Source organism: Brevundimonas sp. UBA7506 (genome assembly GCF_002479495.1).
Taxonomy (GTDB): Bacteria; Pseudomonadota; Alphaproteobacteria; order Caulobacterales; family Caulobacteraceae; genus Brevundimonas.
The window spans coordinates 362,989-381,495 of sequence record NZ_DLNQ01000015.1; the positions used below are offsets into that span (position 1 = coordinate 362,989).

General features: G+C 70.3%; 21 protein-coding genes, 1 tRNA gene and 1 pseudogene. 10 read left to right on the forward strand and 13 right to left on the reverse strand.

Annotated elements, in window-relative coordinates:
* Positions 1-73 precede the first annotated feature (73 nt).
* Positions 74-547: a Cys-tRNA(Pro) deacylase gene (ybaK, locus tag B3K53_RS14310; RefSeq protein ID WP_292085179.1), complete on the forward strand. Its 474-nt coding sequence runs from the start codon at positions 74-76 to the stop codon at positions 545-547.
* 3 nt (positions 548-550) lie between these two features.
* Here the strand turns inward: ybaK and B3K53_RS14315 are convergent, their stop codons facing one another.
* Positions 551-985 carry a VOC family protein gene (locus B3K53_RS14315; RefSeq protein WP_292085180.1) on the reverse strand — a complete coding sequence of 145 codons (435 nt, stop codon included), beginning with the start codon at positions 983-985 and terminating at the stop codon, positions 551-553.
* Positions 986-1,087: 102 nt separating this feature from the next.
* On the opposite strand from B3K53_RS14315, the gene B3K53_RS14320 reads away from it, so the two are divergent.
* The 3 genes from B3K53_RS14320 to hisC are packed head-to-tail and all read left to right on the forward strand — an operon-like array spanning position 1,088 to position 3,974.
* Entirely contained in the window at positions 1,088-2,152 is a 1,065-nt protein-coding gene (locus B3K53_RS14320) for a DUF2125 domain-containing protein (RefSeq protein WP_292085181.1), read from the forward strand.
* The gene (locus tag B3K53_RS14325; protein ID WP_292085182.1) at positions 2,152-2,832 is read left to right on the forward strand and encodes a hypothetical protein; all 681 of its coding nucleotides are present in this window, start codon (positions 2,152-2,154) and stop codon (positions 2,830-2,832) included. Before B3K53_RS14320 ends, B3K53_RS14325 begins: the two co-directional genes overlap by 1 nt.
* 38 nt (positions 2,833-2,870) lie before the next feature.
* Positions 2,871-3,974 (forward strand): histidinol-phosphate transaminase, encoded by a 1,104-nt coding sequence (gene hisC, locus B3K53_RS14330; protein WP_292085183.1) that lies wholly within the window; start codon positions 2,871-2,873, stop codon positions 3,972-3,974.
* 6 nt (positions 3,975-3,980) lie between these two features.
* Here hisC and B3K53_RS14335 read toward each other — a convergent pair whose 3' ends face one another.
* From B3K53_RS14335 to B3K53_RS14355, 5 genes are read right to left on the reverse strand one after another with little or no spacing between them, the layout of a single operon-like run.
* Positions 3,981-4,769, reverse strand: coding sequence for a MipA/OmpV family protein (locus B3K53_RS14335; protein ID WP_292085184.1), 789 nt, complete (start codon positions 4,767-4,769; stop codon positions 3,981-3,983).
* Between the two features lie 53 nt (positions 4,770-4,822).
* Positions 4,823-5,530, reverse strand: coding sequence for a lysophospholipid acyltransferase family protein (locus B3K53_RS14340; RefSeq protein ID WP_292085185.1), 708 nt, complete (start codon positions 5,528-5,530; stop codon positions 4,823-4,825).
* The gene (locus B3K53_RS14345) at positions 5,531-6,160 is read right to left on the reverse strand and encodes a YdcF family protein (RefSeq protein ID WP_292085186.1); all 630 of its coding nucleotides are present in this window, start codon (positions 6,158-6,160) and stop codon (positions 5,531-5,533) included.
* A gap of 9 nt (positions 6,161-6,169) precedes the next feature.
* Positions 6,170-7,051, reverse strand: coding sequence for a cell division protein FtsX (locus B3K53_RS14350; RefSeq protein WP_292085188.1), 882 nt, complete (start codon positions 7,049-7,051; stop codon positions 6,170-6,172).
* Positions 7,048-7,773, reverse strand: coding sequence for a cell division ATP-binding protein FtsE (locus B3K53_RS14355; RefSeq protein WP_292085189.1), 726 nt, complete (start codon positions 7,771-7,773; stop codon positions 7,048-7,050). The genes B3K53_RS14350 and B3K53_RS14355 overlap by 4 nt, the downstream gene beginning before the upstream one ends.
* A gap of 74 nt (positions 7,774-7,847) precedes the next feature.
* Between B3K53_RS14355 and B3K53_RS14360 the strand changes: the two genes are divergently transcribed.
* Both B3K53_RS14360 and B3K53_RS14365 read left to right on the forward strand, forming a co-directional pair.
* Positions 7,848-8,732, forward strand: a complete 885-nt coding sequence (locus tag B3K53_RS14360; protein ID WP_292085190.1) for an MJ0042-type zinc finger domain-containing protein — start codon at positions 7,848-7,850, stop codon at positions 8,730-8,732.
* Positions 8,725-9,261 carry a phosphoribosyltransferase gene (locus B3K53_RS14365; RefSeq protein ID WP_292085191.1) on the forward strand — a complete coding sequence of 179 codons (537 nt, stop codon included), beginning with the start codon at positions 8,725-8,727 and terminating at the stop codon, positions 9,259-9,261. Before B3K53_RS14360 ends, B3K53_RS14365 begins: the two co-directional genes overlap by 8 nt.
* 3 nt (positions 9,262-9,264) lie before the next feature.
* Here the strand turns inward: B3K53_RS14365 and lysA are convergent, their stop codons facing one another.
* Genes lysA through argH form a run of 3 tightly spaced genes read right to left on the reverse strand, consistent with a single transcriptional unit; the run spans position 9,265 to position 12,195 of the window.
* Positions 9,265-10,539, reverse strand: coding sequence for a diaminopimelate decarboxylase (gene lysA / locus B3K53_RS14370; RefSeq protein WP_292085192.1), 1,275 nt, complete (start codon positions 10,537-10,539; stop codon positions 9,265-9,267).
* A 34-nt stretch (positions 10,540-10,573) separates the two neighbouring features.
* Positions 10,574-10,795 (reverse strand): LPS translocon maturation chaperone LptM, encoded by a 222-nt coding sequence (lptM, locus tag B3K53_RS14375; RefSeq protein WP_292085193.1) that lies wholly within the window; start codon positions 10,793-10,795, stop codon positions 10,574-10,576.
* Positions 10,792-12,195, reverse strand: a complete 1,404-nt coding sequence (argH, locus tag B3K53_RS14380; protein ID WP_292085194.1) for an argininosuccinate lyase — start codon at positions 12,193-12,195, stop codon at positions 10,792-10,794. Before argH ends, lptM begins: the two co-directional genes overlap by 4 nt.
* Between argH and B3K53_RS14385 the strand changes: the two genes are divergently transcribed.
* A complete protein-coding gene (locus B3K53_RS14385; RefSeq protein WP_292085195.1) occupies positions 12,194-12,799 on the forward strand; it encodes a TlpA family protein disulfide reductase in 606 nt (201 codons plus the stop codon). The genes argH and B3K53_RS14385 overlap by 2 nt on opposite strands.
* A gap of 179 nt (positions 12,800-12,978) precedes the next feature.
* On the opposite strand, the gene B3K53_RS14390 is transcribed toward B3K53_RS14385, so the two are convergent.
* Complete coding sequence (locus B3K53_RS14390; RefSeq protein WP_292085196.1) at positions 12,979-13,278, reverse strand: hypothetical protein; 300 nt, start codon at positions 13,276-13,278, stop codon at positions 12,979-12,981.
* Positions 13,279-13,347: 69 nt separating this feature from the next.
* On the reverse strand, positions 13,348-14,631 hold the full coding sequence (locus tag B3K53_RS14395; RefSeq protein ID WP_292085198.1) for a hypothetical protein: 1,284 nt from the start codon (positions 14,629-14,631) through the stop codon (positions 13,348-13,350).
* Between the two features lie 136 nt (positions 14,632-14,767).
* Here B3K53_RS14395 and B3K53_RS14400 point away from each other — a divergent pair.
* Positions 14,768-14,844 (forward strand) — tRNA-Arg (locus B3K53_RS14400).
* 110 nt (positions 14,845-14,954) lie between these two features.
* Here B3K53_RS14400 and B3K53_RS14405 read toward each other — a convergent pair.
* Both B3K53_RS14405 and B3K53_RS14410 read right to left on the reverse strand, forming a co-directional pair.
* Positions 14,955-15,068: pseudogene (locus B3K53_RS14405) on the reverse strand (arsenical resistance protein ArsH); the annotation flags it as partial.
* A gap of 151 nt (positions 15,069-15,219) precedes the next feature.
* Complete coding sequence (locus B3K53_RS14410; RefSeq protein WP_292085199.1) at positions 15,220-16,281, reverse strand: hypothetical protein; 1,062 nt, start codon at positions 16,279-16,281, stop codon at positions 15,220-15,222.
* Positions 16,282-16,405: 124 nt separating this feature from the next.
* On the opposite strand from B3K53_RS14410, the gene B3K53_RS14415 reads away from it, so the two are divergent.
* On the forward strand, positions 16,406-17,101 hold the full coding sequence (locus B3K53_RS14415) for a response regulator (protein WP_292085200.1): 696 nt from the start codon (positions 16,406-16,408) through the stop codon (positions 17,099-17,101).
* The gene (locus B3K53_RS14420) at positions 17,098-18,429 is read left to right on the forward strand and encodes a sensor histidine kinase (protein ID WP_292085201.1); all 1,332 of its coding nucleotides are present in this window, start codon (positions 17,098-17,100) and stop codon (positions 18,427-18,429) included. The genes B3K53_RS14415 and B3K53_RS14420 overlap by 4 nt, the downstream gene beginning before the upstream one ends.
* Positions 18,430-18,507 lie beyond the last annotated feature (78 nt).

Below are 18,507 nucleotides of genomic sequence, written 5' to 3' on the forward strand. Positions count from 1 at the left end.
GGAGGATGACGAAAGAGAAGGGCGTGAGGTCAGGAATGACGGCGACGGGAAAGCTGGGCTAAAGCTTGCGACCATGTCCAAGACCACCCCTGCGACCGTGGCCCTCACCAAGGCCGGCGTCGCCTTTGAGCTCTTCCCCTACGACTATGACCCCGACGCGCCGCGCGTGGGGCTGCAGGCGGCCGAGGCGCTCGGCTGGGCGCCGGAACAGGTGTTCAAGACCCTGATGACCCTGGTGGACGCCAAGCCCGCCTGCGTCATCGTCCCGTCCGACTGCGAGGTCAGCATGAAGAAGCTGGCGGCGGTCCTCGGAGCCAAGTCGGCCCAGATGATGAAGCCGACCGACGCCGAACGCCTCACCGGCTACAAGGTCGGCGGCGTCAGCCCCTTCGGCCAGAGGAAGGCCGTGCCGACCGTGATGGACGAGACGGCCATCCTGTTCGACCGCATCCTGATCAACGGGGGTCAGCGCGGCCTGCTGCTGGGCCTGACGCCCGACGAGGCGGCGCGGGCGGCGGGTGCGAAAATGGCCGACCTGACCGCCTGAGCCCTACCCTTCGAACGTCACCACCACGCTTTCAGCAGAGCGATCGGCTTCGCCGTGGAAGACCGCCTCGATGTTGTTGCCGTCGGGGTCCAGCAGGAAGGCGGCGTAATAGCCGGGATGATAGGGCCGTTCGCCCGGCGCCCCGTTGTCGGTTCCGCCCGCCGCCAGACCCGCCTTGTGGAAGGCCTCGACCATGGCCCGGTCACGCGCCTGAAAGGCCAGATGGCAGCGGCCCGTCGGGCGCCCCGCCGAGGCCGCGCTGTCCACCGCCGAGACGAACAGCTCGTCGGCCCAGAAGAAGCGCTCGGCCTCGCCGCCGATCGGCACGCCGAGCGCCTCCAGCACCGCGCCGTAGAAGCGGCGGCTGGCCTCAAGGTCCGGCGTCACCAGTTGCAGATGGTCGATCAGCCGGCCGCGGTGCAGCTGTTGGGTTTCCATGGGCCTTGTCTCCTGTCGGGGCGCGATTCGAACGGTCGACAGGGTGGCCCGTTCCTGCTGACAGGGCGTGTCAGCAGCCGCGCGTCCTGCTAAACCGCGCCCATGACCGACGCATCCGCCGAACCTGTCCGCCACAGCCGCAAGGGGCTGATCATCCCCTTCGCCATCGTCTTCGTCGGCCTGGCCCTGTGGACCGGTTGGTGGTTCGTCCTGACGCAGCAGATCGAGCAGAAGCTGGAAGGCCGCATCGCCCGGCTGGAGCAGTCGGGCTGGACGGTGAAGCATGCGGGCGTCACCACGACCGGCTGGCCCCTGCGGGCGCGGGTGGCGATGAAGCATGTCGACATCGTCGCCCCCTCGGGCCATGCCGTCGCCGCGCCCGAGATCGTGGCCGAGGCCAACGCCTACAACCCGACCAAGTGGGTGATCGCCGCGCCGGACGGTCTGGTTCTGACGCGCGGGGCCAAGGGCAAGACGGCGGTGCGCGCCGAGACCATCCGCATGAGCATCCATGGCCTGACCCAACGCTGGCCCAATGTCGCGGTCGAGCTGGCCAAGCCGGTCTTCACCGCCCTGCCGGACGCCGAACCCTTCCCCCTGGCCAAGGCCGGGCTGGTCCAGTTCTACATGCGACCGCACGTGGCTGGGTCGAACACGCCGACCGATGACGTCGATGTCCTGTTCCGCCTGGTCGACGGCGAGGGCCGCCCGAACGGGCCGGTCGAGGGCCTGACCCAGTCCGGCAAGCTGAACGCCCAGGTCGAGGCCGTGATCGAGAAGGCCAGCGCCCTGAAGGGCGCCGACGCCCAGGGCCTGCTGTCGGCTTGGACCGCCGCCGGCGGCCGCTTCATCGACATGAAGGGCGAACTGGGCGCGGGCGAGAGCAAGACCTTCCTGTCCAGCCCCGCCCTGTCGGCCGACGACAAGGGCCGTCTGGAAGGCGAGGTCTTCCTGCGGGCCGAGAAGCCTTTGGCCGCCATCGTCGGTCTGGCCGGGGCTACTCAGGGCGGGGCGGTGGACCGCGCCGCCGCCGCTCGCGCCGCCGCCGCCACGCCGCAGGGCGGAGCCGGCGATCAGGGGCAGGCCGTGGATCTGGTGCTGAACTTCAAGGGCGGGCGCACCTATCTGGGGCCCTTCGCCTTGGCCCCGGCACCCCAGCTGTTCTGATGCTGGTCGAACCGCCCGAGGATGCCGAGCGTCTGGCCCTGGACCGCGCCCTGATCGCGGCGGCGCGGGCGCGCATCGTGGCCGGGGCGCGCGGCTCCGCCGACGCCGACGCCATCGCCCTGCGCGACCTGCTGCGCGACATTCCGGCGGCGGAACGTCCGGTCCTGCGCGCCGTGCTGGGCCGCATTGAGGCCGCGACCGGCCCGGCCCTGGCCACCTGCGGGCCGCTGTCGCAGGCCCTGGCCGCCGACCGTTGGGGGCTGATCGGCCGCCCGGTCGCGGAGCCTGATCAGGCGCTCGCGACCGCTCGGCAAGGCGGCCGCGCCCTGATCGACCTCGGCGTCCGGCCCTGGTGGGGCAAGCTTCTGGCCCTGCCCATGCTCAAGGTCATCGCCGCCTTGCCGGACGATGCGGCGGGCGTCCCGCGCGCCCTGCTGGTCTCGACCGAGGCCCCCGGCCCGACCGGCGACGACCGCACCTTCTGGGTCACCGACAGCCCCGCCTCCGACGCCCGCATCGTCGCGGCCCTGGGCGAGGCGGGGCTGATCGCCGCGCCGCTGACGGCGGGCGGCGGCTTGAAGCTGTTCGTCCTGACAGGCTATGTGCAGGCCGAGGACGGGCGGCTGAGCAACGCCCCCGGCCAGATGAGCGGCGTCATCGGCGCCGCCCCCGTTTACTGATCACGCATTTCGAGCCACGCATTTCGAGGATGACGCCCATGACCGACGCGCCGAACGCCGCGCCCGCCCCCAAGCCCGGCATCCTCGACATCGCCCCCTATGTGGGCGGCAAGGGCTCGATCGCCGGTTTCGCCGAGCCGATGAAGCTGTCGTCGAACGAGAACGCTCTGGGCGCCGGCGAGAAGGCGCGCGACGCCTACGCCGCCGCGCTGAAGAATATCCACGTCTATCCCGACGGCCGCGCCACCAAGCTGCGCGAGGCCGTGGCCGCCCATCACGGTCTGGAGCCCGAGCGCCTGATCTTCGGCAACGGCTCGGACGAGGTCTTCGCCCTGCTGAACCAGACCTATCTGCAGCCTGGGGACAACATCGTCACCGGCCAGTACGGCTTCCTCGCCTACCGCATCTCGGCCAAGGCCTGCAGCGCCGAGGTCAAGCTGGCGCCCGAGCCGAACATGAAGGCCGAGGTCGAGGCCATTCTCGAACAGGTCGATGAGCGCACCAAGATCGTCTACGTCTCCAACCCGTCGAACCCGACCGGCAGCTGGAACTCGGGCGAGGAGATCCGCCGCCTGCACGCCGCCCTGCCGTCGCACATCATCCTGGTGGTCGACGAGGCCTATGCCGAGTTCGTGGTCGAGCCCGAGTGGGAGAGCGCCTTCGGCCTGGCTCGCGAGGCGTCGGACATCGTCGTCACCCGCACCTTCTCCAAGATTCACGGCCTGGGCGGCCTGCGCATCGGCTTCGGCTACGCCCCGCTGGCCATCGAGCAGGCGGTGGACCGCATCCGTTTGCCGTTCAACGTCTCGGTGCCGGGCCTCGACGCCGCCACAGCGGCCCTGTCGGACGAAGCCCACCAGAAGGCCTCGCGCGATCTGGTGCTGGACTGGCGCCCGCGCATGACCCAGGCCATCCGCGGCTTCGGCTTCGAGGTCTTCCCCTCGGCGGGCAACTTCGTCCTGATCCGTTTCGCCGACGAAAAACGCAGCGCCGCCGCCGCCAACGACTACCTGAACTCCAAGGGCATCATCGTGCGCCCGGTCGGCGGCTACGGTCTGCCCGACTGCCTGCGCGTCACCATCGGCACGGAAGACCAGAACCGCGCCGTGATCGACGCCCTCAGCGAGTTCGCCGCTAGCTGATTGGGCTTACTGCCCGCTGTTGAAACGGACGACCCCGATCAGGCCCGCGCGCCAGACGTGGTCGTCCTCGACCAGCGGACTGTCCTTCAGATCGCCCAGACGCTGTTCGTAGTTGATGAAGCCGCCCATGCCGAAGCGGTCGCCTATCGGCACGGCCAGCAGGGCCACGGCGCCCAGACCGGTCAGTCCGCCGGACGGCTCGAACGCGGCATAGCCGCTGCCCGGCGCCTCGGCCGCCGTGACGCCGTAGTAGCGCTGGGCGCGTTCGTCGTTCCCGCCGCGCACATAGCCCATGGTCTGCAGCAGGCCGACGCGCGTCACGCGCTGGTGACCGACGGAGGCATAGTACTCCAGGCCCGCGTCGTCGCCGCTGACGTCGTGCTGGATGCGGCCGCCGACGACGATATTCCCCGGCAGGCGCTTGTAGGCGTAGAGCGCCGCGTCGGCGCCCAGTTCGGGGCGATCCAGACCTTCAATATCTCCGGCGGCGAAGCGCGGGCGCACCTGCACGCCCATGCGCAGATCGTCGCGCTTGACCGCGTTCCAGCCCAGACCGTCCAGCCCGTTGGCGTAGACCACGTCACGCCAGGAGGCCGAGCCCCAGGCGGTGAAGTTGAACTCGTCGTTGGTATTGCCGGTGGCGCTGAAGCCGCGCACCACCCCGCCGCCGATATCGACCTTCCACGTCGTCGGCGCCTCGACCGCCTCATAGGGCATGGACTGGGCCAGGGCGGAGGCGGCGGGCAGGGCGAACAGGGCGGCGGCCAGGGCGGCGAGCGCGACGCGTGAAGACATAGAAAGATCGCAGGTCAACGGCTGATGATATAGCCGTCCTGCAAAGCCGGTGTTTAGGGCCTCAACAAGGCGGTGGAGGCCGTTTCAATGCGGTTCTCCAGTTCGGCCATGAACTCGGCGCGCTTCAGGCCGGCAGGAATGGGCGGCAGGAACTCAAAGACGATGGTGCCGGGATAGCGCTTGAATCCATGTGCCGGCCAGTGGACGCCCGAGTTGGTGGCGATGGGCCAGCAGGGGCTGTCGAGGTCGCGGTACAGGGCGGCGATGCCGGGCTTGTAGTCGGGGGCGGCGCCGATCTCGCCGCGCGTGCCTTCGGGGAAGATCAGGATCTGGCGGCCCTCGGCGTGACGGGCGCGGGCCTGACGCACCATGTCCTTCAGGGCCTTGGAATGGGCCGAACGGTCCACGGCGATCATCTTGGTCTTCCAGGCGAACCAGCCGAAGAAGGGCAGGGGCATCAGCTCCTTCTTCATGATGAAGCAGGTGTCGTCGAGGAAGGAGAAGGGGGCGATGACGTCCAGCATGCCCTGATGCTTGCAGGCCAGCAGGGCGGCGCCGGTCGGGCGATGCTCCAGGCCGCGCACTTCCACCTTGACGCCGGCGATCCAGCGCAGGCCGAACAGGACGAATTTCGACCACAGCTTGATGACGCCCATGGCGGCGCCGTGCGGCATCAGCAGGGCCGGCGACAGGCCGACGGCGAAGATCACCATCGACAGATAGAGCCAGACGACGAAAAGCAGTGAGCGGACGGTGGTCATTCAGGCAGCCTCGGGCTGGGTCGGCGGCGCGGCGCGTTCGGGATGATGGCCCCTAAGCCGATGCATCCCCTCGCGGCCCAGCACGGCCAGGTATTTCATGTATTCCAGCGTCATCCGCCGGGCGGTGACGGCGGCCCGCCACCAGCGCGAATTGTCCAGCGACGGCGTCGAGACGGCGTAGGGCGTCAGCCTGACCCCCGGCGCGGCGCCGCGAATTTCCAGCAGGCTGCGCGGCATGTGGTAGTCGGAGGTGACGACGATCAGGTCGTCATAGCCCTTGGCGCGGGCCCAGGCGGCGATCTCCTGGGCGTTGCCGACGGTGTTCTCGGCCTCGAAGCCCAGGTCGACGCAGCAGTTGAACAGCTTGCTGGAACCCGGCGTCAGGGCGCGCAGTTCCTGGCGGCGCACGTCGCGGTTGACGCCCGAGATCAGCACCCGGCGGCCCTTGTCCTGTTCCAGCAGGCGGATGGCCGCGTTGACCCGCTCGGCCGAGGGGCCGGTCAGGGCGACGATGGCGTCGGCGCGTACGGGCTCGGGCGCCGGCGTCAGGCCGCGCACGCGCTCGGCGAAGGCGAACAACCCCACCAGCCACATCAGCGCCACCACGGCGATCAGCGTCAGGAACTTCATGATGCTTAACTAGCCACGCGCGCCCAGCTTCGCCAGAGCCGTGAAGCGGGCGGCCAGCAGGGCGACGCCGAAGGCCAGCACCGGACAGGCGATCAGGATGGCGAGGTCGGAGAAGGCCAGCGGCAGAGCCGGGGTCAGGCCGCCCTCGCCGCCGATCAGGCGCAGCAGGGCCAGAAGCAGGGCGGCGATCCCCGCCCCCAGGGCGCCGGCCTTCGCCGCCAGTCCGCCGAAGCGGCGCTGGAACAGGCCTGCGACATAGAAGTCCGAGGCGCCGTTCAGGCTCAGGGTCTCGATCACGCCGGCCTGGGCCGCCATGCCCGCGCGGGTGGCGTAGGCGATGACCGCCGCCGTCGCCGCCGCGATCAGCAGGAAGGCCGCGCCGGCCAGGGCGGTGATGACGCCCGCCGAACGCTCGACCTCGCCGCGCCACAGGCTGTGGTCGTCGACGGTGGCGTCCAGCCCGGCCTCGGCCAGGGCGCGGCTCAGCGTCGGGGCGCTGGCCGGGGCCTGCGGGTCCAGCCGCACCGTGACCAGATAGGGCAGGGGCAGGTCGGGCAGGGCCGCCTCGCCGACCCAGGGCCGCAGCAGGCTTTCCGCCGCCTTGCGGTCCATGGCCTCGGCCTCGGCCACGCCCTTGACCCCGGCCAGGGTCTCGGCGGCGCGGGCGGCGGCGGTGGGGCCGGTCTCGTCCACGCGGGGGCGGACCTGCACCGTGGCCTCGGCCCGCAACTGGCGCGCCCAGCCGTGGGCGGCCCGGTCAGCGGCCAGGGCGCCGACGGCGGTGATGGAGGCGAGGAAGCACAGCACGGCGATGACCAGCATCAGCCAGCGCTCGCCGCCCGCTTCGCGCGACAACAGGCCGGGCCCTGTGGCGAAGAGGGCGCGGATCATGCGGCGGCTCCCGTCGGCTCGGTCAGACGCAGTTCGCCGTTCTCCAGCCGCAGCACGGACGCGCCGACACGCGCGGCCAAGGCTTCGTCGTGGCTGGCGATCAGGACGGTGGCGCCCAGCTTGTTCAGCGACTGGAACAGCCGCATCAGCTTCTCGCCCATGGCCCGGTCGACGCTGCCGGTCGGTTCGTCGGCCAGAATCAGGCGGGGGCGGGTGATGACGGCGCGGGCGATGGCCAGGCGCTGCTTCTCGCCGCCGGACAGGGCGGGCGGCAGGGCGTCCATCCTCTGGCCCAGACCGACCCAGCGCAGCATCTCGGCCACGTCGGCGGCGTGATCGGCGGGCTTGCCGCCCGCCAGGGTCAGGGGCAGGGCGGCGTTTTCAAAGGCGGTCAGGTGATCGAGCAGGCGGAAGTCCTGAAACACCACCCCCATCCGCCGCCGGAAAGCGGGCACGCCGCCGCGCGGCAGGTCGGTGACGTTGCGGCCGAACAGACTGATTCGCCCCGTCTGCGGCCGCTCGGCCAGGGTCAGCAGCCGCAACAGCGAAGACTTGCCCGCGCCGGAGGGTCCGGTAAGGAAGTGGAAAGAGCCCTGCGGCAGACTTAGGTTAACGTCGCGCAGGACGTCGGGCCTGCCCGCATAGCCGAAACCCACGCCCCGCAGGCGGACGGTGTCGGGCGCGGGTTCAGGGTCGGCGGCGCGTCGGGTCGAGTTTGGCATTCAGGTTTCGTATTGGACCGGGGCGTTGCGGGCGCCTCGACAGGAGGGGGCGTCGAGCCTCGCAGTCAGCCGACATGATACTGACCTGCCCCGCCTGCGCCACCAGCTATTTTGTTCCCGACGAGGCGATTGGCCCGAACGGCCGTCGCGTGCGCTGCAAGGCCTGCGGTCATGACTGGCGCGCGACGCTGGAGGACGAGCCTCTGGAACTGTCCGCCGCCGCCGACGAGCCGGTCGCCGAGGCCGCCGGTTTCGGCAAGCGCGAGGAGGCCCCCGAGACCCTTGCCGAGACGCCCGCGCCCGAACTGCCGCGCGCCTTCCGCGCCAAGGCCGAGCAGCAGCGCAAGATGCGTCGCGCGGCGACCCAGGGCGCCGTCTGGGCCGCCTTGGCCGTGGTCTTCCTGGCCCTGATCGGCGCCGCCTTCGCCTTCCGCCTGCCCATCGTTCAGGCCTGGCCCCAGGCCGCCGCCGTTTACAAACTGGTCGGCGCGCCGGTGAATTTGGCCGGGCTGGAGTTCGAGGCCGTCGGCATCCGCCTCGCCCCCTATGATCCGGGCAAGGTCGTGGTCTCCGGCGCTCTGCGCAATATTCGCGACAACGAGGTTGTGGCGCCGCCCGTGCGCGTGGCCCTGTTGAACGCCGCCGGGGCCGAGGTGGGGCATCGCATCGTGCGCCTGGAGGCCGCGCCGGTCTTGCCGGGGAAGGTGCTGGGCTTCGCCGTCGTCGTGCCCGACGCGGATCACACGATCGCTGAAGCCAATTTCGATTTCGTGCTGGAGCCGAAGCGCGAGGCTCCCGCCGCGCCGGCCGAGGCACGCCCCGCCGAACCGGCTGCTCGTCGTGCGCCGCCCGCTGTCGAAGAGGGTCTGCGTCGCGGGACGGGCGCCGATATGACGCCCCGGGACGCCCAGCCCCTCGACAGCCGCCCCGCCCAGGGAGTATCCGCCGGGCATGGCTGATCACGACCCGGCGCCCCCCACGGTTCTCCTGCCGCATTCCGAGATTGAGGCGATCGTCGCCGACCTCGCGCGGCGCATCGCCCCCGTCATCGACGACGAGACGGTGGCCGCCGTCCTGCTGACCGGCGGGCTGTGGTTCGGGGCCGACCTGACTCGCGCTCTGTCGCGCGAGGGGCGTCACGTCCGTTTTGACGCCCTGTGGCTGGCCTCCTACGGCGACGAGAAGACCAGCCGGGGCAACATCGACGTCTATGCGCCCTATCAACGGCCCATCGCGGGCAAGCGGGTGCTGATCCTAGACGACGTCTTCGACACCGGCCTGTCGCTGGCCGAGGCGGTTCGCATCACGAAGGAAGCCGGGGCGTCGGAAGTCCTGACCTGCGTCTTCGCCCGCAAGCCCTGGCCCGAGGCGCGCGCGCCCGAGCCCGACTTCGTCGGCTGGGAAGCCCCCAACCGTTTCCTCGTCGGCTACGGCCTGGATCACAAGGGCGGCCTGCGCGGCCTGCCCGACATCTGCGCGCTGGACTAGGCCCTAGAGCCAGTCCGCCATCGGTTCGCGGGCGAACATCTGTTCATAGGTCGGGCGCGGGCGGATGACCGCGCAGCGCTCGCCATCTACCAGAACCTCGGCGGCCAGCGGGCGGGTGTTGTATTCCCCGCTCATGACGGCCCCGTAGGCCCCCGCGCTCATGAAGACGACCAGATCACCCGCCTCGAGCGGCGGCAGGTCGCGGTCGCGGGCGAAGGTGTCGCCGGTCTCGCAGACGGGGCCGACCACGTCATAGGGACGGTCGTCGCCTGTGCGCGGACGCACCGGCTTCAGATCGTGGAAGGCGTCGTAGAGGGCGGGACGCATCAGGTCGTTCATCGCCGCGTCCAGCACCAGGAAGCGGCGCCCGTCGGTGCGCTCGTTGACCTGAATGACCCGACTCAGCAGCACGCCCGCATTGGCGGCCATCAGGCGGCCGGGCTCGAAGGCCGCTTCGACGCCCAGACCGTCCAGCACCCGCGCCGCCATGGCGACATAGTCGGCGGGCGAGGCGGTTTCGGCGTCGCCGTAATAGGGCACGCCCAGGCCGCCGCCGAGGTCCAGACGGGTGACGCTGTGGCCCTGCGCACGCAGGGCCTCTGTCATGTCCCGCAGGACGCGGAAGGCGTTTTCCAGCGGGGTCAGGTCGGTGATCTGGCTGCCGATGTGGCAGGCCAGGCCCACGGGCGTGACGTGGGGCGAGGCGGAGGCGCGGGCGTAGAGGCTCAGCGCCTCCTCGACCGGGACGCCGAACTTGTCGCCCGCGCCGCCGGTGGTGATCTTGGCGTGGCCCCCCGCGCCGATCTTGGGATTGACCCGGATGGCGATGGCGGGCGACGCCGCCTTGGCCGCCGCCACGAGGATCAGCCGTTCCAGTTCCGCCGAGGACTCGACGTTGATCTGGCGCACGCCGACGTCGATGGCGAAGGCCAGTTCGGCGTCGGTCTTGCCCACGCCGGAAAAGATGATGCGCTCGCCCGGAACGCCCGCCGCCAGGGCGCGACGGATCTCGCCCTCGGACACGGTGTCCGCGCCGCAGCCGAGCTTGGCCAGCGTCGCCAGCACCGACAGGTTGGAGTTAGCCTTGACCGCGAAGGCGATCAGGGCGTCGCCCAGAGCCTCCTTGTGTGCGTCGCAGGCGTCGCGCAGCAGGCCGTAGTGACGGCGCAGGGTGGCCGAGGAATAGACATAGGTCGGGGTGCCGACCTCCGCCGCCAGCGTCTCCAGCGAGACGCCCTCGGCGTGCAGAACGCCGTCCTTCAGGTCGAAATAATGCACGGCGGGGAGTCCGGTCTGGAGGGGGGAGGGCCGATCAGAGCGATGGGGGGCGGCCGAAGGGGTCCGACGCCCCGCTGTCGATCGGGTTTTGGCGCGGGGCGGTGTTGATCGTGGCTGGATCGGGCAGGCGGGCGGCGTTCTTGTCGCGCGGCGCGCGCTCCGTCTGAACGGCGCCGGGCGCTTCCAGATCGGCCATGCGGCCGCAAGCCGAGAGCAGCAGGGCGGCGGCGGCCGCGAGGATCAGGGTCTTTTTCACAGGCGGCTTCTCCAGTCGGCGATACGGGCGCGGACCTGATCCGGCGCCGTGCCGCCGAAGCTCTGGCGGCTGGCGCAGGAGGCTTCCGGCGTCAGGACTTCATACACGCCTTCGGTGATCCGGCCATCCAGAGCCTGCAGCTCCGTCAGCGGCAATTCGCCCAGACCGACGCCCAGCGTCTCGGCCCGCTTCACGGCGGCGCCGGTGACGTGGTGGGCCTGGCGGAACGGCAGATTCAGTTCGCGCACCAGCCAGTCGGCCAGGTCGGTGGCGGTCGAGAAGCCGGCGCCGGCGGCGGCGGCCATGCGCGGCGTGTTGGGGATGATGGCGGCGACCATGGCGGTCATGGCCGTCAGGGCCAGATCAAGGGCGTCGAAGGCCTCGAACACCGGCGGCTTGTCCTCCTGCATGTCCTTGGAATAGGCCAGCGGCAGGCCCTTCATCACCGTGGTCAGGGCGATCAGGGCGCCGTTGATGCGGCCCGTCTTGGCGCGCACCAGTTCGGCGGCGTCGGGGTTGCGCTTCTGCGGCATGATGGACGAGCCGGTGGTCAGGTCGTCGGGCAGGGAGGCGAAGCCGAACATCGGCGTCATCCAGACCACGATCTCCTCGGCCAGACGCGACAGATGGCCCGCCGCGATCGAAGCGGCGGCCAGGCTTTCCAGGGCGAAGTCGCGATCCGAGACGGCGTCCAGGGAGTTCGCCATGGGACGGTCGAAACCCAGGGCCTTAGCCGTCATGTGGCGGTCGATGGGGAAGGGCGAACCGGCCAGGGCTGCGGCGCCCAGCGGGTTCTCGTTCATGCGGGCGCGGGCGTCGGAAAAGCGGCTCGCGTCGCGGCCGAACATCTCGACATAGGCCATGAGGTGGTGGCCGAAGGTCACCGGCTGGGCCGTCTGCAGGTGGGTGAAGCCGGGCATCAGGTCGCCCGCGTGCTGCTCGGCCCGGTCCAGCAGGGCGGCCTGCAGGTCCTTCAGCTGCGCCACGGTGCGGTCGCAGGCGTCGCGCACCCACAGGCGGAAGTCGGTCGCCACCTGATCATTGCGGCTGCGCGCCGTGTGCAGACGCCCCGACGGCTCGCCGATCAGCTCCGACAGGCGGGCCTCGACGTTCATGTGGATGTCTTCATAGGCGTCGCGGAAAGGGAAAGACCCGTCCCTGATCTCCCCCTCGATGACGTCCAGTCCGCCGAGGATGGCCTCGGCGTCGGCCGGCTGGATGATGCCCTGCTGGGCCAGCATGCGACAATGGGCCCGCGAGCCGGCGAGGTCCTGCGCCCACAGGCGTTTGTCGACGCCGATGGAGACGTTGATGGCCTGCATGATGTCTGCGGGCTTGGCGCTGAAGCGCCCGCCCCATAGAGACTGGCCTTGAGGGGTGTTGGAAGGCGTGTCGGACATGAGCGGCTCTAAACGGACTTTGGCGGGCGTGGCGGCGGCTGTGCTGCTGATCGGCGCGATCGGCGGCGCGGCGATGCTATACGCCAATCGCGACGGCGGGGGCAAAGAGTCCGCGTCATCGGCCCTGTCGGTCTATGCGAAAGGCTCGCTGGCCAAGCTGCTGACCCCCGCCCCGACGCCCGCCCCCGACTACGTCTTCAAGGACGCCGAGGGGCACGATGTCCGCTTCGCCGACTTCAAGGGCAAGGTGGTCGTGGTCAACCTGTGGGCCACCTGGTGCGCCCCCTGCAAGATCGAGATGCCGACGCTCGCGGCTCTGGCCGAACACTACAAGGATCGCGACGACGTCGCCGTGGTGACGATCAGCATGGACGTCGACAAGGCCGTGCCCGAGGCCCGCGCCTTCATCGCCGACCACCCCCCGCTGGCCTATTACGCCGATCCGAAATTCCAGTTGCCGTTCGAGTTTCCCGGCAAGGGGGCCATGCCCCAGACGATCCTGCTGGATCGCCAGGGCAATGTCCGCGCCGTCCTGACCGGCGAGGCGGACTGGGCCAGCGATGAGGCCAAGGCGCTGGTGGGGGCTCTGCTGGCGGAAGGCTGAATCCTTCTCCCCTTGAGGGAGAAGGTGTCGTGCGCAGCATGACGGATGAGGGGTGACGACGGCGCCCTTCAGTTAGTCCGGCGCGGGTATCAGCGGCGCACATTGCCAAGCATGGCGCTGACACCCCTCATCCGAGCGCCTTCGGCGCTCACCTTCTCCCTCAAGGGGAGAAGGGCTAGTCAGTTCTTCGCCGGGACCCGCGTGTCCGTGGCCGGGTCGACGGCGCCGGGGCGGCCTTCGGCGGCGGCCTGGGCCTGATTGTCTTCCAGCTTGTCGGCGACCTTGCCGGCGCCTTCCTCGACCGCCTGAGCCGCCTTCATGGCGCCGGACTCGACGACCTCGCCGGTCTGGGCGGCGACCTCGGCCGCCTTGTCGCCCGCGGCCTCGGCGTGGGTCTCGGCCTTCTCCTGCTCGGCCTGGGTGCAGGCGCTCGCGCCGAGCGCCAGAACCGAGGCGGCGGCGATGATCAGGATGCGCATGGGTTGTCCCCCTTCTTGCGTTGAACCTTGGCGGTAAACGCAAGACGCCGAAGGGGGTTGCCTCGCGGCTTAGTCCAGGTCGACCGGCAGGGTCTGACTGGCCAGCAGCCGCTCGGTCGTGGCCCAATGATCCGGCCCCTGACCCTCGACCCAGGCCTGCACCATGTCGCGGCCCAGGCCGTAGTTGATGATGTAGCTGCGGTAGGTCTCGATAAAGCTGAGGCGCTGGTTGGCCCGGTCGCGCGCCACCAGATTGTATCTTTGCAATTGGTCCAGCGCCGTCTCGCGGTCGATTCGTCCGGCCAGATAGGCGTCCGCCACGGTGTATTCCGCCCGGCCCAGCTCGCGCGTCAGGGCCAGCAACTGCGTCTGGGCCTCGGCCGTCGCCGGGTCCAGCCCGGCCAGCGGATAGAGGGCGCGCTTCTCGAAATCGGTGCGTTCGTGGCCGGGGAAGGCCAGGTCGATGCCGTAGTTGGCGCTGCCCTCGGCGATGAAGGACATGGGGCTGAACAGGGGGTAGACGCTCATCTCGACCCAGCCCTTCTGCTTGACGAAGGTCTGTTCCAGCAGGGCGTTGTAGACGTGGTGGCCGGGATAGCCCTCGTGGCAGCCCAGATCGACGGCGCGGTCGATATAGATGGGCAGGTCGGTGTTGACCTGGATCAGGCTGAAGGCGTTGCCCTTGTACCAGTTGTAGCCCGACCACGGCTTGTTGTTGACGAACTCTAGGGTGAAGGTCTCGTTGGCGGGCAGGGTCATGTGCCGCTCGGTGCGCGCCTTGCACTCCGCAATGGCGGCCCGCATCACCGGCTCCAGCCTATCCTTGGGAATGACGTAGCGGGCGCGGAAGGCCGCGCCCCGGTCGGCCAGCGGCCCCTCGCCGGGGATCAGGGCGTCGATGCGCGCCAGTACCGGATCATAGGACGACAGGGGGCGAAGTTCCGGTCGCACCCCGAACAGGGCCTCGGCCTCGTCGGCAAAGCTCATCTTTTCGCCCTGCAGCATCCGCAACCGCGCCGAGGCCGCCGAGACATGGGCCGACAGATAGGCGCGGCGTTGCCGGCTCTGCGCGTCCAGACCCGCCGTCGGCAAGGTCTCCAGTCGACGGCTCAGGGCGGCGGCGCTCTCGGCCAGCTGGGGCAGGGCGCGCGGATGGGCCTTGGCCGCCTCGGCCCATTCCGCCGGGCCGTAATAGGCGTCGACATAGCCTGGTTCGCGCTCGCCGATCTCCAGCGTCAGGGCGACATAGTCGCGGGCCACGGCGTCAAGACTGTCGGCGGCGGACCGAGGCGTGCCTGCGCAGGCGGTCAGGAGGCTGGCGCCTATCAGGGCGGCGATCGTCATATGGCGCATGGAAACTCCCTCTCTCCGACCGCGACGCTAGGCCCTTGCGGCCTGCACGCCAAGAAGGCGTCGCCGCCGAGATTCAGGGATTGAGGCCGCCCGGCCCATGCTGTAAGCACCGCCGTCCGGCCTTGACGCCGCAGACGCACCCGTAGCTCAGCTGGATAGAGTGCTGCCCTCCGAAGGCAGAGGTCACAGGTTCGAATCCTGTCGGGTGCGCCACTTCGGTTCAGAACTGTCGAATTTCATGAAATCGACTCCTGTTTCACCCAACTGACTTGGGTCGTGCTTCCGCCTATTCGATGACCGGCATGCCTTTGAAGATCGCCGGGGGGGATGGTGATCATCCGCACACAGCGGCCCAGCAGGCGCGGGGTGTCGACCGCGTTGAAGCTTTGCGGGCCGCCGGACACCTGCATGACGGCCAGGGTGCGGCCCTGAGTCGGGAGCTGGAGTCGTGGGAACTTTCCCGCGATCCCGGTAGCATTTTGTAATTTATAAGCTTTTCAAAACGGCGAGAGCCGGTGTCAGTGAAATCCGACCAACGCTCATTTTTTCCAGAGCCTTTGATGCGGCGATCAGCGGCTTCAGCGCCGGCTATGCGGTCGTCGCGAATGCCACCCAGTCCTTCTGGAGGTCCCTGACGGAGGCGGGCAGGCCGAAATCGCCCCCCTTGGCGGCGAGCCAGGCCTCAAAGCTGACGCCGCCCGCCATGCCTTGTGCGATGTCGGCGAGGATGGTCGGGCGGCCTGACTTCTGGATCAGATAGTCGGCGAAGACGCGGGCCTGGATGTAGAAGACGCGTTCCATCGCGGCGGGACGGGGACCGGCGCCGGCCGGGGTGAAGCTGACGCCGACGCCGCCGCTGGCCGCGACCTCGGGGGCGACGGCGACGGCACGCGCCAGACCGGGATGTTCGCGGGTCAACAGGCCGGGCAGGTCCAGCAGCATGGCGCGGCCGTCGATGGGGCCGACGGCGGGCACGACCTCGCCCTTGATGAGGGCGCGGAACTGGTCGCGACGCTGGGCGGCGGTGGCCTCGTCCTCCAGCACGACGGCGGCGGCTTCGTCCAGCCAGTCGGGACCGGGACCGCCGTAGTGGCGCGGAGCGTCGGCGTCAGTCGAGGCGGGCTGTGGCCAGAAGGCCTGAGTGAACCACAGGTGGCCCAGTTCATGCGGGACCATGCCCGCGTCCAGTGCGGCCTGGGCCTTGGCGTCGGGGATCTGGGACAGGGCGCGGGCGACGACCTCCTCGGTCTGGGTCGGGGTCATGTTCTGGGAGGCGGCGAAGCGTCTGGTCCCCTGTTCGACGCCGCGACGGGCCGCCTCATCGAAGGCGCGCGGGGCGGGCCAGGGCAGGACGTGGGTGAAGCCGGCGGCGGTCAGGGCGGCGCGTTGCGGGACGGGCGGGGTCGAGATCACGACATAGGGGGCGATGTCGCGACCGAACTGCGCGGTGAACCGGGTCTCGCCCGCCCGAGCGTAGCCCGCCAGCCGCTCCGCCTCCTCCGCAGTGGCCGCCAGGGCGACGCCGTGCCCCGACCCGGCGCAGCTGAGATCAGGCGCGGCGGCGAGGGCGCGGGCGCAGAGGGAGCCAGGGGCATGAAGGGGGGCGGCGGATGCGGCGGTCGAGGTCAACAGCAGGACAAGGGCGAACATGGGCGTCTCCGAAGGTGGAGGATCAGGCTCGCCGGGCTCCGTATCGCCTTCATGTCCGACGGGGCGCTTGCCGAGCGCGCGCCGACACAACAGAGATACAAAAGGGGAAGAGGACAGGGGGATCATGAACGCGACGGCCGACATCCTGATCGTCGATGACGACGCCAGCCTGAGGGGGGCCCTGCAGGACTATCTGTCGGGCGCGGGCTATGGCGTGCGGACGGCGGATGGCGGCGCGGCCATGGACGCGCGGCTGGCCGAGGCCATGCCTGATCTGGTCGTGCTGGACGTGATGATGCCGGGCGAGGACGGGCTGTCGATCTGTCGGCGGTTGCAGGGGCGAGCCCCGGTGCTGATGCTCAGCGCCATGGGCGAGACGACCGACCGCATCGTCGGCCTGGAGGTCGGGGCTGCGGACTATCTGCCCAAGCCGTTCGAGCCGCGCGAGCTTCTGGCCCGCATCCGCGCCGTTCTGCGTCGCCCCGTCCACGCGGACGAGGCGATGGATCGGGGCCTGGCCTTCGAGGGCTGGGCGCTGGAGGTCGAGGCGCGACGGCTGTCCGATCCGGGAGGAGAGGCGGTGGAACTGACGGCAGGCGAGTTCGCCCTGCTGCTGACCTTCATGCGGTCGGGCGGGCGTATCCTGAGCCGCGACCAGATCCTGGAGAACACCCACGGGCCTCTGGCCGAGAACTTCGACCGGGCCGTCGATCTGGCGGTCAGCCGTCTGCGGCGCAAGCTGGACCGGCCGGGGCAGGCGCCGCTGATCGAGACGGTGCGCGGGGCGGGCTATCGCTTCCGCGCGCCGGTGCGACGATGAGCACGCTGTCCATCCGCACCCTGACGGCGGGCTTCACTGTCGCGGCCATCCTGCTGTGCCTGACGGTCGCCTTCGTCATCGCCCTAGCCTTTCCCGCCCCGCCGCCCGCGCGGGTGACGCTGGCCGAGGCGCAGGCGGCTCTGACCGGTGAAGCGGAGACGGGCTGGCGGCGTCGCGTCGTCGCCGCGCCGCCGTTTGAGGCCGCGCGCGCCGGCCAGGCTCTGGTGGCCCAGGCCGGGCTGGCGGTGCTGCTGGACGCGCCGATGGCCGAGGTGCGGGTGCGACCGCTGAGCCCCGAGCGCGTTCCGGCGGGCGGCTCCCTGCCGCCTGCGCCGTCGGAGGGACTGAAGGCCCTGTTGGCGAGCATGGCCCTTTCGCCGGGGATGAGCTTCGCCTCCTTCGAGGCGGCGGCGCGTCAGGCGGACGGGCGCTGGGCGGTGGTGACGCCGCCGTCGCCGTGGCTGACGCCGCAGCGGTTGCGCATGGGGCTGGCCTTCCTGATCGCCGCCGCCGTCCTGTTGCCGCTGGCCCTGTGGGGGGCGGGACGGCTGGCCGCGCCGTTCCAGCGGCTGGCCGAGGCGGCGCGCGGCGATGAACCCGCGACGGCCTTCGTCGGCGGCCCGCGCGAGGCGGCGGAAGCGGCCCGGGCTCTGGACGCCATGCGCGACCGTCTGGGCGAGGCGCTGAAGGAACGCACCGCCATCATGGCCGCCGTGGCCCACGACCTGAGAACACCGCTGACCGGCCTGCGTCTGCGGGTGGAGGGGCTGGCGGAAATCCCGCGCGAGGCCGCCATCGCCGACATCGCCCGGATGGAGCGGCTGATCGCCCAACTGTTGACCTATGTGCGCGGCGAGGAGGCGCCATGGACGTCCGAGCCTTTGGACCTTGCCGATCTGGCGCGTGAATGCGTGGCGCGACAGGTGGCGATGGGACGAGACGTGACGCTGGTGGCGGACGGCGAGCATCTGGTTCGCGGCGATCGGGACCAGTTGGAGCGCGCCCTGGCCAATCTGATCGACAATGCGGTGCTGTATGGCGACCGGGCCGAGATCGCTGTGACGTCGGAAGGTGGAGAGGTCGTCGTCGTCATCGACGACGGAGGGCCGGGCCTGCCGCAGGATCAGCTGGAGGCGGTCTTTACCCCCTTCCGTCGCCTGGAGGCCTCGCGCAGCCGCGCCACCGGCGGCGCCGGGCTGGGCCTGCCCATCAGCCGATCGATCGTGGAGCGCGGCGGCGGCACGGTCGTACTGCGCCCTGGACCTGTCGACGGAACGAGAGCGTTGGTGCGCCTGCCGGGCATTGTCCTTGCCGGCGTCGCCCGATGAAGAGCGGGGAGCGTCCCGGGTACGCGACCATTCGCAGGTCGTTCTGATCTAGTCGAGCGGGCCGTTAGGCTTTAGCAA